Source organism: Thermogutta terrifontis (genome assembly GCF_002277955.1).
Lineage (GTDB): Bacteria > Planctomycetota > Planctomycetia > Pirellulales > Thermoguttaceae > Thermogutta > Thermogutta terrifontis.
Window position 1 is genome coordinate 3,892,737 of sequence record NZ_CP018477.1, and the last position, 15,483, is coordinate 3,908,219.

At 57.7% G+C, this 15,483-nt stretch carries 9 protein-coding genes; 3 read left to right on the forward strand and 6 right to left on the reverse strand.

Annotation, left to right across the window (positions count from 1 at the left end; all coding sequences use genetic code 11):
• Nucleotides 1–59: 59 nt before the first annotated feature.
• From THTE_RS14465 to pilM, 4 genes are all read right to left on the reverse strand, one after another.
• Nucleotides 60–1,244 (reverse strand): efflux RND transporter periplasmic adaptor subunit, encoded by a 1,185-nt coding sequence (locus THTE_RS14465; protein WP_207651725.1) that lies wholly within the window; start codon nucleotides 1,242–1,244, stop codon nucleotides 60–62.
• Between the two features lie 409 nt (nucleotides 1,245–1,653).
• On the reverse strand, nucleotides 1,654–4,200 hold the full coding sequence (locus THTE_RS14470) for a hypothetical protein (RefSeq protein ID WP_095416094.1): 2,547 nt from the start codon (nucleotides 4,198–4,200) through the stop codon (nucleotides 1,654–1,656).
• A gap of 98 nt (nucleotides 4,201–4,298) precedes the next feature.
• Nucleotides 4,299–6,209, reverse strand: a complete 1,911-nt coding sequence (locus tag THTE_RS14475) for a hypothetical protein (protein WP_095416095.1) — start codon at nucleotides 6,207–6,209, stop codon at nucleotides 4,299–4,301.
• A 52-nt stretch (nucleotides 6,210–6,261) separates the two neighbouring features.
• On the reverse strand, nucleotides 6,262–9,033 hold the full coding sequence (pilM, locus tag THTE_RS14480) for a type IV pilus assembly protein PilM (protein WP_095416096.1): 2,772 nt from the start codon (nucleotides 9,031–9,033) through the stop codon (nucleotides 6,262–6,264).
• Nucleotides 9,034–9,419: 386 nt separating this feature from the next.
• Here pilM and THTE_RS14485 point away from each other — a divergent pair, with 386 nt between their 5' ends.
• Nucleotides 9,420–11,099 (forward strand): FAD-binding oxidoreductase, encoded by a 1,680-nt coding sequence (locus THTE_RS14485; RefSeq protein WP_095416097.1) that lies wholly within the window; start codon nucleotides 9,420–9,422, stop codon nucleotides 11,097–11,099.
• Nucleotides 11,100–11,217: 118 nt separating this feature from the next.
• Here the strand turns inward: THTE_RS14485 and THTE_RS14490 are convergent, their stop codons facing one another.
• Nucleotides 11,218–11,931 carry a zinc ribbon domain-containing protein gene (locus tag THTE_RS14490; RefSeq protein ID WP_095416098.1) on the reverse strand — a complete coding sequence of 238 codons (714 nt, stop codon included), beginning with the start codon at nucleotides 11,929–11,931 and terminating at the stop codon, nucleotides 11,218–11,220.
• Nucleotides 11,932–12,598: 667 nt separating this feature from the next.
• Here THTE_RS14490 and THTE_RS14495 point away from each other — a divergent pair.
• Nucleotides 12,599–12,802 (forward strand): Sec-independent protein translocase subunit TatA/TatB, encoded by a 204-nt coding sequence (locus tag THTE_RS14495; protein ID WP_095416099.1) that lies wholly within the window; start codon nucleotides 12,599–12,601, stop codon nucleotides 12,800–12,802.
• A gap of 78 nt (nucleotides 12,803–12,880) precedes the next feature.
• Entirely contained in the window at nucleotides 12,881–13,207 is a 327-nt protein-coding gene (locus THTE_RS14500) for a Sec-independent protein translocase subunit TatA/TatB (protein ID WP_095416100.1), read from the forward strand.
• 49 nt (nucleotides 13,208–13,256) lie between these two features.
• Here the strand turns inward: THTE_RS14500 and THTE_RS14505 are convergent, their stop codons facing one another.
• On the reverse strand, nucleotides 13,257–14,996 hold the full coding sequence (locus THTE_RS14505; RefSeq protein ID WP_095416101.1) for an ATP-binding protein: 1,740 nt from the start codon (nucleotides 14,994–14,996) through the stop codon (nucleotides 13,257–13,259).
• Nucleotides 14,997–15,483: the final 487 nt, after the last annotated feature.

Sequence of the window (15,483 nt, forward strand, 5' to 3'; positions counted from 1 at the left end):
TGTCTCGATTTTTCTGGCTGGACACGTGATCCCCTTCCTGTGGGCAGAGTCAAGCAAAGTCAATGCTCCTCCGGGACAGTGCCTTTGGAAGTTGGCTGCGATGTCCCTTCTTCGTTGCTTTGAGAGACGCCAAGATAAGGACAGACACTTGGGTCTGCATTTTTGGGGACGGCTACCATCTCGCCGGCCTTGAGGCCACTCAGAACTTCCAAGTGTCCTGGGCGTCCAAAGCGGCCGACCTGGATGAGTCGCCGCTCCTTTGTGCCATCGGGGTGAACCACCTCGACGAAATCGAGTTGTCCAATTCGCTTGATGGCGGCTGCATTAAGACAGAGATGTTTGCGTCGTCCCGCTTCGATCTGCACGCGGCCAAACATACCCTCGACCAATCCTGGAGTTTCCGGCAGGGCAATTTTTACGAGCACACTTCGAGTAGCGACATCTGCCTGTGGCACCTTTTCATCCACGGTGCCTTCAATCGTCTGTTGAAGAGCGTCAATATAAACTTTGACCTTGTCGCCTATCTTCAGACGATTGGCCAGGTGTTCTGCGACGGGCACCTCTAATCGAAGCGAAGAGGGATCATACATCGTCAAAAGGGGAACCCCAGGGGAGGCTGTGTCCCCTTCCTCTGCAAGACGATCGACAATCTGGCCGTTACGAGGAGCAAGGATGGTGCAATAGGACAGGTTCACTTCGATTTCGGCCAACGCCTGCTTGGCTTTCTCGTAATTGGCCTGTGCCTGGTCCCGCCGTGTGCGGAACTCGTTGAACTGTTGCTCGCTGATGGCCCCGGGCTGTTGCTTGCGCAAACGCTCGGCGCGTTCGAAATCATCCTGGGCCTGCTTGAAGGCCGCCTCGGCCGCCTGAAGCGCCGCCTGAGCCTGGCTTCGCTGCCGCTCGAGAGCTGCCCGGTCCAATTCGATCAGCACATCCCCCTGCTTGACCCGGTCCCCTGCTCGCACGTGGATTTTGGTAATCGTGGACATGATCCGTGCGGAGATGGTTGTCCGCTCGCGGGCCTTCACCGTGCCGACGGCCTCCTCGATGTACGGCTTTTCGACGACTTCCACTGGCTCTTTGGTTTCCACGTTGGGGTCAAACCGGGGAAGTTCCGTCGTGACCTCGCCGGGGGCGATCTTCTCGTTAAAGAACCCAGATAGCCAGAAAATGACAAGCGTCAGGACCACAAGGCCCACTAAAAAAGGGACGATGCGAATAGCACTCCGGACAATCCCTTTCATCGTTCGGTTCTCCTAACGAATCGTTTGCCGTCGCAAGACACGATTTGGTGAGTACTTTCAATTCTGCTTATTGAGGGTAACTGCACTCCGGAATTGCCTCCCAATCACCCCTGGTCAATTTGGTGACCGCCTTATCAAAACCGATGACTGAATCGGTTCCTGGGTTACACAAGGCACGGCCTTTGCTTTTAGGCTGGAAACTCCACTTCTTTGCTGATATTTGCGTGTAGTGTGCCACAAAAAGGTGCCGCGATGCAAGTCGGGTGCTTTCTTTTTTTAATGGATGGTATCAAGCGATTGACTCATGATAACGAAGGGTTCCAAACAAAAAAGCCCCGAAAATGCTTTCGGGGCTGAAGCTACAAGTTTGGAACAGTGATCAACCCGACACGATAGGAATCGGCCAGAATCACGGGCCAGGGGCATATCCTGGCGGCCCCGACGGGCTGCCCCGCGGCCCACCCCGGCTCCCTGCCGGACTACCTGCCGGAGGTCGGGATGTGCTTCCCCTGGTTCCGCGCGTCGCGGTACCGGTTCTCGACGTTCGTCCTCTCGCAGGCCCATACTCCTGCTCGTAATATTCGGAGTACTCTGCCGGATACATTGATTCTTCCCCGGGGCCTGTGGCGTATGGACCGTACGGGCTGGGTTGGGCGGCTTGAGTGAATCGCGTGTACTGGGCTTCATCTTCCAGCTCGTCCCGGAGCATTAGATTGCCCTCGGGATCCATCACGACCAACCTGGAAGGAGCCAAGTCTTTATTGGGAAGCGTTTCACCCCCCGCCAGATCCACGATCATAAGCCGTGTGAAGTAATCGATCGGAGTTTCTTCCTGCTGCGTGCCCGAAGTTGTTCCGGGATAACCGGGATAGCCTGGCGAACCGCTCGTGGCATAGGCGGGCGGACCGCTTGTGGTCGAACCCACCATGCCGGGCAGCCCCTCCAATCCAGGTGGGCCGGAGCTACTGCCATATTCACCGTATTCGCCGTACTGCGTGCTGGGTTTCTTTTCTTTTTTTGGCGGATTCATTTTCTTCACATCGTCAGCACTGAAGTCCACGATGGTGCCTCGGACTAGATCCGGAAACTCAAAGAATTTTGTAAGTCCGCGTGTGGGTTGAAAGACCGTCACACCCACGGTAATCCGCGGTTCGATGAATGGCGCCCGGCCGGCTTTGGCTGGACCAGCCAGGACACCGGTATCGGCAGGCACACGGACCACATTTGACGGCTGACTCCATTCGGTAAGCAGCCACGCGTCTTTGGCAAGAGATTCGTCCTCCAGGACTTGCGGAGGTAGTTTGTAATTGGGATTCGCGAGCCACAACTTGACCCGATAACGATACTTTTTGTTTGGTTCCACCTTGTAATCAACGAATCGGAATAGTTTGACGGGAGCCTCTTTGCGCTGCTGAGCGTAACCTGGATAGGGTGAACCCGTGGTCGGATATCCTGGATAAGAAGATTCATATTCCGATCCATAGCCCGGCGGACCACTCGTGGTTGGATACCCGGGATAAGTGCCCCCAGGATAGGGAGTACCAGGATAAGCCCCACCCGGATAAGTGCCATAAGGCGATGCACCCGGCACACCTGGGGCCATCTGTGTGGGATCGAACGGGGCATCAGGAATTTCCGGAGCCGCCGGCTGCGCGGCCGGGGCACCCGCCGCCCCTCCCGGTTGCTGTCTCTGGCCCGGTGCAAGGGACGTCGGAATGGGCCCCGCCGGACCGGTTGGCCCCATCGTGCTGACGGGACCAGTCATTGCCACGGACCCTTCTTCCCCCGGGTAGCCACCCATCGATGCATAAGGCCCATAGCCGTAACCCAACGTCCGTCGTGGGGCTAGGAATGGAATTTCAGGGTCGTGAGCCACTTCCTTGCTCCAGGTATCCCCTGCCGTCAATTGGACGAGCGGCCAGGTGAATGGCACCTGCCCAGGTGGCATGACATATTCAGGCGATACGTACATGAACTGGTCGTGAGGGATGCGCTGTTCTTCGAACCAGCGGGCACGGGCGTTGAGAGGCTCCCATTTTAGACTGTCCGGAGGTGCGGAATCATCCGTCACCTCGGCCCGTTCGATGGAGAAGTAAACGTATTGCGGCAATTCGATGTCCAGGGCCCCTGGCATCCCGGAGCCGGACATGGGATAACCGCTGGAGCCTGGATATCCCGTCTCCTCGCCAGAGCTCCCATACTCTGAATAGCCTGGGTATCCTGGGTAGCCTGTCGAACCTGGATATCCGGTGGCAACAGCCCCCGTAGTTCCTCTATTGACCCGAATTGCGTCTTGAAATGCATCTCGGAAAGCGCGAACCTGCTTTTCCCATTCAATGATCCCCGTCACGACCACCCAGCGCCGCCCATGACTGGGGCCCGTTGGGCCTCCGCCATATCCCGCATAACTGGAGTAGCCCGAGTAACCGGAACCTTCTTCACTGTAAGAAGTTTCGGGCATGGTGGGCATCATCCCGGGTGGCCCGGAACTGCCCGGGTATCCTGTAGACCCAGGGTACCCAGTGCCTGGATATCCCGTGGGTGTTCCCGCGGATCCACCGGCGAGCCCCGCCACAGCTCCGTGGCCAGCGGCGGCACGAAGATCCGCCACCGGGTAGACTGTCGGTTGACCTCGCTTGCGCCTTTGTTCGAAGATGGGGGGATCGAAGGGCACAACGATTTGGTATCCTGTGGAGGACACCGACTCCCGGATTCGCTTGGCAACCTCCGCAAAGCCCGGCACATCACGCGTTGGTTGCGGAGGGGTGCTCTTATAATTCTGCTCTGCTCGACTTGCCAGTTGGGTGAGTTGTTCCGGAGTGACGTCCACCTTGGGCGTGCTCATGAATGACATGATGATCAGCCCGATGGTGATAACCACCGCCACACCAAGGACAATTTTTTCCCAAACCGCTGCCAGCAATTGATCAAACGAACCGGATTTGCTCTTCGCCATGATCGAATCCCCACGTTCAGGGTCGGGACAGATGTTTGTCGTCTAAAATCGATTTCTTTCCCAGTGAGCTGTCAGCCAAATTTCCCAAGAGCGCTTTTTCAGGCTTGTGGTGGCACCGCCGGTGGATTGGCCGGAGCCTGTGGCCCAGCAGGTGGCTGTGTTCCCGGCTGTGGTGCTGGCGGCTGAGCGGGGACATTTCCAACCGGGGGTTGGCCACCTGCAGCAGGCTGACCGGCATTCGGTTGCACTTCCGCGTTGCCAGGAGCCGCTGGCTGGACAGGCGGTGCGCTAACCCCAGGCTGTGGGCCACCTTGCGCCGGGGCTGTCGGCTGGGCGCCACCAGGCGGCGCTGGTGTTGGGCCCTGCGGAACACCAGCGGGAGCCTGCGGTGCCGTCGGCTGCTGGGTAGCGGGTTGCTGCCCAGTCCCCGGTTGAGTCGGCACTCCCGATTCGGGCGCCGGAGCAACGGGTTGTCCTTGTTCAGCCGGGGGCTGCGCCAGCGATTGGCCTGACGGCAACTCCGGAGCGCCTGGTTTGCCGAGTTCCTCGATATTGGGCGGATTGAAAATGTAGATAATTCCTTCGATGATTACCGGGACGTCATAATTGCTGGTCGCTGAGGCCGTTGTCGCACCGGGTCCGCCTGTTCCGTAAGGACTTGTCCCGTAGCCCGGTCCAGCAGTCTCTTCGCCGTAGCTTTCCGACATCGGGTTGACCATCCCAGTGCTCCCCATTCCGCCGTAACCCATAGCACCCGGCTGTCCCATTGACGCCTGGCTTGGTCGCACCAGGACGCGGGTGATACGGACGGGCATATCCGAGTTGACGCAGTTTACGAGGAGCTGATCGAGTTTACGCTGATCGACAACCAGATCCATCCGGATGGGCATCATTTTGAATTCAGCAAAAGGTTGAGGGGAGCCCGGCGGAAGCGGCTTGCCGTCAGCATCGACGTAACGTCCGTAAAGTGTTGTTCCCGGCATCCCGTAGCCCGACCCATATTCGCTTCCCCCGGCTTCCGGAGAGACCGGGCCAGAACTCATCGGTGCTGATCCGGGCGAACCCATGCTGCCGGGGGAGCCGATGCTTCCGGATCCGGTCGGCATTACTCCCGCCATGCTCGTAGCCAGGTATCGTGCCGCATCCGGGCCAATCTCGATGGCGTTAATTCGTTTGACGGCCGCATTGTGAGGACCCGTAGCGCCTTCGTTTGTCTTGGCGATAATCCGCAACAGGGCCTCGTAAACCCAGAGGTCTTCTTGGGCATTCCAAATTTCTTCGGAGGTCGGAACCTTAACCCACGCAAAACGCTGCTTAATGGCGGCGATGTTTTGTGGGTTCCACTCCACTATCCCTTCCATCTCGATTGTTGCAGGGCCGCCGGTACCGGTTGTTCCCGGATATGCAGCCCCCGGGTACCCTGTACCAGGGTAGCCCGTGCCATATCCCTCCTCACCCACTGTGCTTACGGCCCCAGGATAGCCGGATGCGCCACCATAGCCAGCCGGCCCAGCCATTCCGCGGATACTTCCCAGTCGCTTCAAATCTGTTCCCTTTGGCCGGCGAAGATTGACGATCTCGAACAGCGTAGGGAAATGCTGGTCGATGAAATTGAGATAGATTTCGCGAAAACGTTCCGGAATCGGATCTCCGAACTTGCGGCCCGGCTGATTCACCCAGTTAAGAAATTCGTCTCCGAGAGCGGCCGGCCATTTATTCTTCTCTTTTTGAGCGGCGTACATGGACACCCACGCCTGGTAAACATCGGCCTTCAACTCCTCGATCTTTTTCTTGGTCGCTTCAATCACCTGGGAGTTAGGCGACCCGGGCTTCACGCCGCTCACCTGGGACTTGAGCCCTTCGAGCTGATCCTTCCGCGCCTTGATGCTCGCCTGGACCGACTGCTGAGCGACAAACCAGACCCCCAGGCCAATTAACACGGCCAACCCGCAGATTGCCCAAAAACCCCACTTTTTGATCGCTGCAAGGATCGGTTGCAACTGGTTCATATTGAGGTTCCCTCACGTATGTTATTTCGCCGCGAGTCTTTACTGTCAGCCGTCATGGAGTGCCCGCACCCGGCCCCGGCGTTTGCCCGGCCGGTCCAGTCGGAGGTTGCTGGCCAGGGGGAACGCCAGTCTGTCCTCCGGCCGGCGGCGCTGGAGCTGTTTGATCTTCGCTTGGCATAATCGGAGCATCAGGCAAGGAAGCGGCATCGGGTGGCGGCTGCTGTCCTGCTGCACCTGGAACTGTTGCTGAATTAGGCGGCGCGACTGGTCCCGGCCCACCAACCGCCGGGGGAGCACCAGGGACGTTGCCGGGTACCGGTTGCGGCGGCGCTCCCGCCTGGGGAACACCAGGTCCTGGAGCAGTTGCCGGCATTGCTCCCTGCGGCGGCAAAGCACCGGGTTGCGGGCTTGTGGGCGTTGCGTTCGCCGGAGCCGCCGCACCTGGAGCCGGAGCTGCACCTGGCCCGGCGGGAACAGTGCCCGCTGCCGGTTGCGCAGTATCCGCCGGTGCCGTTTGCCCTTCGGGTGTTCCACCAGCCTGCTGGGCGGCTTCTTCGGCAGCTTTCTTCCGGGCCTCTTCTCGCTCGGATTCCGTCTTGGGTTGCCATGCAAACTGAATGGTGAACTGAAATCTCCGCAAAGTGATAAAGCCAGGCATGGTGTCCCCGGTGGTTGTCGACGTTGCGCCGGTGCCGATTGCCCCCGGAGACCCAGGAATCCCGGTCAAGGTCGGCGCCGTGCCGAGTGGTGGCACCGGAGCCCCCGGCGTGCCTGTTGGCGTGGTGGGTGGCGTGTAGAACGGGTCGCGGATACGCACTACCTGAATACGCCCTGGATTGATGAGCATGGGATACATAATCCCCAACTCTTTCGCCGTCACCCACTTTCCATTGATCAAAAACTGGCCTTCTTCCAGTTTCTTGATCAGGGTGTTACGGACATACTGCGCCCCCTGATTCGTCCCGGCCACCTCGCTATTGTGGAAATGATACCCGGTGAGACGGATGACGTATCCCGGCCCACTGGGCCCCTTAATATCCGCGGGCGGCGGATTGGGGGGATCACCCAGGACTGCACCGGCAAACCCACCGTACATCGACTCCGGCCCGGAACTCATTCCGTAACTTGCGCCGTAAGGCGACGTCGCCGATCCCGCTGTGCTTCCCATGGCGCTTCCTGTCGTAGCACCGGTGGTAGCCTGAGGCTCGGGCTCCTTTTCCCCGGGCGGACGGTACCAACCGCCCATCTGCTGCCACCACGTTTCCAGTTGCTCCATCCGAACTGCCTCGAGACTGGTGATATGGATTTCATCCCGGCGCTCTAGAATTTCCTGTTGCTTTTTGGCGTCTCCGGCACTTGAGACATCCAACACCTCTGCAGCCTTCCGCTCATACTGCGGAAGCGCCTGGTTGATCGCGGTGAGCAGCTCCAACCATAATAGACGTCCCTCAACGCTGCCGGTAATATTGCTTCCGATTGTTTTGATCTTGTCGAATTCCGCTTCCACAGAGGCGAGTTCAGACTGATACTGCTTAACAGTATTAAGCACCTGCGTCGCAGCGCGTTCTGCATCGCCGAAACGTTCCGGAGAAACAGTGCTCAAAGCCATCGACTGAGCAGCAAAACTCACCGCACACCCAAACAGCAGAGTGGTCGCGGCTGCTAGCGCCCACGGTTTTTTCGCCCGGATGAACCGGTCCTTCACGATTTCATCCGGCAGCATGTTGATCTCCATATAGGCCCGTCCGATGCCCTGCAGCGCCAGTCCATACACAACGGCGAAGCAGGAGAGATTCTCTCGAAAAACCGGCGACTGGACGACGTCAGGGCCCATCAATCGTTCAAAATGTTCGACCGATTCAAGTGGAAACCCCAGGCCTTTCTCCAAGTAGGCGCGCAGCCCCTGCAATTTCATCGGATTTCCAAGCGCGAGCCCCCGCGTAATCTCGATCGATCGCTCAATCGAGTTGTAATAACTGATCGAGCGCTGGATCTCTGAGAGAAGCTCGGTAAAGACCGGCCGCATGGCCTGGAAGACAGCCTTCGGGTCGGAGTAGGTCGTGGGATTCTTCTTAATGTGCTCTGCTTTGGAAAACGTCAATTTGAGCTCTTTGCTCAGGGCCTTTGTGAAGTGGCTTCCGCCAATAGGGATATTTCTTTGCCAAACACGGTAACCATTGGTGATGACGAGATCTGTGCTGTCGGTTCCCATCGAAATCACGGCCACCGCCGGGGGCGGATTGTCCGGATCATATTCGTCAGGCGGTGGCAGGTCCGGCATCGCATCGAACCGAACGTAGTTGAAAATCGCCAGTGGGCTCAATTGGATGATGTCCACCTCGATGCCGAGATTCTGAAAAGGTTGAAGGGCGGCTTCGACCTGCTCCCGTTTGAGCGCAAATAGTCCAATCGTGGTTCCCAGAGTGAATCCACTCTCTCCGCCACCAGCGTCCAGTCTCTGATAACGCCAGACCACGCTGTTGAGATCGTACGGGATCTGCTGCTTGGCCTCGTACCGCACCACGTCGGGCAACTTGCTCAATTCCACAGGCGGCAATTTGATGAAACGGGCAAGCCCCGTAGCGCCCGAGACTGAGATGGCGATCCTATGCCCCCGGACTTCGTTGCGCGAAAGAAATTGTCGAAGAGCAGTCTCCACGAGGCTGGCTGGATCCGCTGAGGGCTGCGTCAACAGCATCGGATACTCAATATAGTCAAAGGCCTCGGCAACCACGAGTTGCGGGCTTTCGCCCGGTCGCAAGCGAAGAGCCTTCAGAGACGCGTTTCCGACGTCGATTCCCCAACAAGTCTCGACCTTGGGCATATTTCTTTACCTCGGTCCGAAAAGCTGCAAACGATGGGCCAGTAAACTGAACCCCAGACACTGTCATTCTTATTCTGGCACAGCCTCAGCCGATCACGATGGTCGGGGAGTGCCTCGTCAACGTTCCAGCTCGGCTGGCCAAGTTTCCCGCTTTCCCACCACCCCCTAATGTATCGCCCGCTACCCCTGCATGTCAACTTGCAGACCCCCATTTTTCGGGGGCTTAATTCGCGAAATTAATTAACGATTGCTTCAGGGATTGTTCTCACGAAAAGACTACCGACCACCGCACGCCCACTAAAAAAGCTAAGCTTTTCCAGGAGTTAATCGCGCTCTTGGCGAAGCGACCTTTACCGCTATCGGTGCCAACAGATGTTTGAAAAGCCATGACAATTCCAATTATGCCCTCCCCGTCCGAGCAAAGCGCTCACACTGACATTATAGGCAAGCCGAGCCAAACTTTCCCTCTGCACTGTGTCCAGGGTGCCTCTTTACAGCCGGATCGTCTGTGGACTGCCCTTCGGAAATGGGGTGAACTGCTGGGACCGGAAAACGTTGATGGACCGGATACAGTTGTGGAACGTTACAATCCCGGTGCTTTACCGAAAAAATACGTGACCTGTCCTGTGGCTGCGGTCCGCCCGGCCAACCGTGATCAGGTCGTTGGCGTGGTGAAGATCGCCCGAGCCAGCGGAATTCCCCTCCACGCAATCAGCCGCGGACAGAACTGGGGTTACGGGGGCCCGCTGCCACCGCGCGACGGGATGGCCATCGTGGACCTCAGTCGGATGAACCGTATTATCGAGGTGAACACCGAATTGGCCTACGCGGTGATCGAACCAGGGGTTACTCAGCGCCAACTCTTTGATTATCTGAAGTCTCACCAAATCCCTCTGGTGCCTGACGCCACAGGCGCGGGACCGGAAGCCTCTCTGGTGGGAAACATCCTGCAACGTGGTTTCGGACACACCCCTTATGGCAATCGGGTCCTCCATGCGGGCAATTACGAGGTCGTTTTGCCAGACGGACGCGTGATTGAAACGGGATTTGGCAGGTATGAGAACGCCAGGGCTAAGCACGTGTTTCCTTATGGAAGGGGAGCCTGGGTGGATGGACTTTTCACTCAGTCCGGTTTGGGAATTGTGACCCGGATGACGGTCTGGTTGCTACCCGCCCCGGAGTCTCTGATCGGATTTGCACTCAAGGTCCCGGACGAACACCAGATTGCCCAGATCGTGGAGCGGCTGCGTCCCCTCTGTCTGGACGGTACCGTGCGGAGCACGGTACACATTGCCAACGATCTTCGCGTGATCTCGGCCAAGACGTCGTATCCGTATTGGCTTACAGGCGGACGGACACCATTACCGGACCCCGTTCGTCAGCATCTTCGCCGTAAATTTGGCGTTGGTGCGTGGAATCTGATGGGCGGGCTGTACGGTTCGCGCGGAATGACACGCCAGGCAGCCAAGGAAATTCGAAGGGCGTTTCGCGGTTTGGCCCCGGTTTTCTGTTTTGGAAAAAGACTCTTGTCAGCAGGGCGATGGCTGGCGGAGATGACCGAACGTTTGGGTGTACGAACCCCGCTGACAGAGGCGGTACGCAGCGCCGACTCAGTCTATCGGCTTCTGGAGGGTGAGCCCTCTGATGAGCATTTACGAGGGGTGTTCTGGCGACACCGGGCTATCCCACCGGATGTTCATCCAAAGGCTGCAGGTGCGCTGTGGTGCTCGCCCGTGTTACCGATGCGAGGCGAAGACGTTCTTGCGCTTCTCCGCACAGTCACCCCAATTTATGAGCGTTACCGGCTTGAGCCTTTAATCACGTTTTCGGCCGTGACAAGCAGGGCCCTCGTGGGTGTTTTCAGTATTTGTTACGATCCGGAAGATTCTGTTCAGGTCAACCAGGCGGAAGCCTGTTATGAAGAGCTTTCTTCGGCCATTTGCCGCGCAGGATATTATCCGTATCGGGGAATGATTCCCCATTGTTCGGATCCCTGCTTCTGGGACGTTTCCCCAGAAGTCTTAAACACGCTGTTCCCAGAGTCTGCCTTTTGCGATTCCACATGAACGCAAGCATGGCGTCAGTCGTTTAATTTGGATCGCGTGGGCTTGTGATGAGGGTGCCGTGCGCCAAGTTGCAAGTGCGCGACACTGTCCGCGGTGAGTTGCTGAAGCTGGCATGCGGCTATCCGACCGGATAAGGCGTAGCGGGAGTCGGGAGCGTCCAGATCCATCCCAGTCCAGCCGCCCATCGCAGGATCACCGCGATGAGAGAGAAGAAAGCGAAATGGAGAAGCCCCGCCGAGAATTCAATTTCAAATGCCAGGTATCCCACGAACGCCCCTGCCGCGAATACAGGAGGGATCACAAGGGCCCAGGTCCACAATTCTTCCGTCACAAAGTTCGCCACAAGCCAGTTGAATCCCCACCAGAGCAGAAGATAACCACCCGCGCAGATTGCCGCACGTATCCAGAGATCGCGTCCCCGTAACGGCTGAAGATCCTCCTGATTGCGGAGGAACTCGTAAGCGCCAGCGCTGGCGGGTACGGTGACCACCGCCAAACCGATCGCCTGAAGCCAGAAATTATCGCGAAAAACTCCCACGTGGCCCAGGACGAGGGTAGCCACGAACACCACCAACACGCCGCCCACTATGGAGAGAATCATGACGGGTGTGAAGCGGCGTTCCATCCGCGCGATGGGTTTGAGTGTGAGTTGCCCGGAGATACCCCGCCCGCCGCTGCTGAACATCTCCGGCTCGTGGATGACAACCTGCTCCTCGAGCTTGGGAATCTGAATGATCGTTTTACATTTGGGACACGGGCCGCTCTTCCCAGCAAATTTGTCACTGACCGTGAATCGTGTTCGGCAACCCGGGCAGACGACGAAAATTGCCATGATCTTTCTCCGAATTCCATTTCGTTCTCATTTTCACCTTTTAGTTTGGCAAAGCCGCTGAACCTGTCAACAGGAAGCAAGACCAGGTAAAGTCGATACAGGAAAAGCAAATCGCAAAGCCGAGAAGACGAAAAAGCAAGCTTTTCCGCAAGGGAGTCCTGAAAAGGCAACTCGTCGTAATCCTGTGGGCCGCGCGTCGCTCCAGCCACGGTCAGCACCGGAGAACCGCCTCGGACATTAGTTTCTGCTTGTCCACTCCAGTCGACGGTCGGGGCAATTCATGAATTGCCCCTACAACGGATTGTGCCTGTGGCATGCCGTAGGTTCCTGGAAAAGTGGGATGGGTCGGACAGCGGCCTGCGGTGGCAGGTGCCCGCGCGGATTTCATATTAGAACTCTTGCCGGGCATTTCCCGCTGATTTCGCGCGGACTAGAATGAATTTACGGAGAGTGCGAGGCCAATACGGGGTTTGGGTCTGCGCGCGGTTCGCGCAAGCGGATCCTCCAGAACGGCTTCGTGTGACGAATCCGCCTCAACGAATCTCCAGGGAGGGTAGTAACAGAAAAAGGCAAGGCAGCAAAAACCTTTCTCCCGGTTTCGTAGGCTGCCACGGGAAACAGCTCGGGTGAGAGGAGACGCTGCCCATCGAAACAAAGGAGACTTCACATGTTCGGGTTGCCTGGCTGGATGGAAATGATGATCATCGGCTTAGTTATCTTACTCTTGTTCGGCAATCGTTTGCCGAGCGTGATGCGATCTTTGGGACGGGGGGTGGTGGAATTCAAAAAAGGGCTCCAGGACGAAGGTGGGGATGAAGAGGAGGAAAAGAAGGCAGTGGAACAGGAACAGCCCTCCCAGTCGGCCAAGTGACTTGAGCGATTTCGGCCGGGAAGCTCGGCGCTGCGAATACGGAGCCCTCGCGCTGAGGTGAAACGGAGGTTGTCAACTATGATCTCAGTATTGACCGTTGCTCAGTTCTCCCTCCCCGGTGGCACGGAGATGCTGATTGTCCTCATTGTGGCGCTACTTCTCTTTGGTAACCGACTGCCGCAAGTGGCACGCTCGCTGGGCAAGAGTTTGAACGAGTTTCGAAAGGGCATGCAGGGGCTTGAACAGGAGTTGCGATCGGCGATCAACGAGACCCCTCCGCCTTCTCCGCCCCGGACCCAGCGCCCGGAAAACGAAGAAGATCGTCAACCCCCTGTAGCCCCCAAGTTCATTCCCCCCGCTACCCCTCCCGAAGAGACGCCGCCACCGAGCAAAGTGGCTGGCTGAGCGCCTCCGACAAGTCATCCTTTTTGCCATTTGAGCGGGAAACTGTCAGCTAGGCTGGCTTCTCGCCCGGTGGGAAGGGCCCGAGAACAGAGCGCTCCTGTGTCGCCGTGACTGACGACGTCGCTTCACTGGGGAGCATAGCGGGAAGCTCTATCGTAAAGCGCGTGCCCTGGCCGGGGGCGGACTCCACAGTGATCCGGCCGCCGTGCTCCTGGACAATCTTCTGGCTCACCGGCAATCCCAATCCGGTGCCTCTTGATCCTTTCTTGAATGACACAAAGGGACTGAAAATCTTGTCCAGCATCTCCGGAGGGATTCCCGGGCCGTTATCTTCCACACCAATCCATACCTTACCCTGGTCGGCATCGTAGCGAGTGAAAACACGGACCCTACGTGGTTCCGGCGAGTCGGCGACGGCGTCAAATGCGTTTGTCACGAGGTTCAAGACAGCCCGGTGGATTCCCTCCGGATCGAACACCAGCGTGGGAATCTCGGACTGTCGTTCCCAGGTGAAGTCGATCTGGCTTTCCTCTGCCCGGGCTTGCATCAGTTCCACAATGTCCTGGATCAACTGATTCAAATCACTGGGCTGCAGATCAGGCTCCCGTTCCTTGCTGAAGGTCAGCATATCCATGACCAGCCCCGAGATCTTGGCCTGATTTTTCTCGACGATCGCCCAGCCTTTACGGATGAGTTCCTCGTCGTGCTGCTTCAACCCCAGCTCGATCAGATAGCCGCCTCCACGAATTCCCTGCAGGATATTCTTGATGTGATGCGAGAGCGTGGCGATCGTTTGCCCGATGGCCGCCAGCCTTTCCGCCTGCACCATGGCCAGGTAGTAGTGCGTGTCCTCCACGGCGAGCGCAGCCTGATGGCCTATGGCGATCATGAGCATGAGATGATCCTGGGTGAATTTGTTGACCTGCCCGCGGCGAATCATCTCCTGCGGAGAGGTGGACGTGTCGATATAAATCACGCCCACAACACCATATCGGCCTTGCATGGGAACGCAGATCGCCTCGCGGATACCCGCTTGCACGATGCTTGCCCCCGAGTCCCATCGTTCATCGTGCCGCGCATCGCTGGTGAGAACCCCCTCGTTGCGCTCCCGAACATAATCCAGAATTGTCTGGCTGATAATCAGCTTTTCCGGGGCCACCACACCTTTCCGTACCCGCCTCACTTTGGGCACGAGTTTTCCTGTATCGGGATCGACGAGCATGATGCACCCTCGGTCGGCCTCCACCCACTCGAAGATGAGGTCCATGATCCGATTGAGGAGTTGCTCGATATCGAGGGTGTGGCTTGCCGCCAGGGCCGTGTGATAGACGATTTCCAGATTTCGCCGAGCCTGTGCCAACCAGGAATCCGGCGCAACCCCTTGGCCTCTCAGAAGGCGATTTCCCTCTTCCGAACTGACCACGCTGACAATCTGGGATCGCTCGGCCTCCGGCTCCGCCGCGATGGAAACATTCCACGTCGCCTCGCGTTCCGATTCCTCCGCCGGAGAGGTGAATAGCATGAGGGTCCGCCCCATCTGGATCTGGTCGCCACTATTGAGCCAGTGTTCCTGGATCCTTTTGCCGTTGACGATCGTCCCGTTAGAGCTGTTTAAGTCGATCAGCCGATAGCGATTCTCTACCCGCCGTATCTCGGCATGATGTCGTGAGACCCCCGCATCATGCAATTGCACTTTGTTGGAAGAGTCCCTCCCAATGGTGATCACCGACCCTTCCAACTCAAAGCGAGTCCCCTGATCGTTTCCCCGAATAACAAACAGTGAGGGCACCTTCCCGCGCTCCTTCCGCCCAACCGACACGTTTACTAGAAAGCCAGACCGTTCCAAGTCGTCTCGGCATCCTTTTCGACACGAACTGCCGAGTGTCGTATCTGAGCTCGCCGCTTATCCTGATGTCGCCCCTCCGATTTTGGGTTAAGCTCAAGCGGATCACAGACAATACAGCTCTACCAAGTTATTTTACGGCAGATCTGTCGATTACCGAAACGCCTGAAGCCTTTCCGTACAGGAAAATTTCTGAAAAGGAAAGCGATTCCCACCAGATTTTCCCGCGCGACTGTCCGGAATGGCGTCAGGGCGTTGGCGGAGTCTCAGCAGCCCTGTCGGGCTCGCTTCGTCCTTACTTTTTTCTGCAATCGGGAACGAACTCGAACCTCGCCCAGACCTTCCGCGGGAGTGAAAGTCAGCCCCGAGGGACCTGCCTGCGAGGTCCACGGTGCGACCTTGAACAATCCAATTCATGGACCGATCTTTGTCT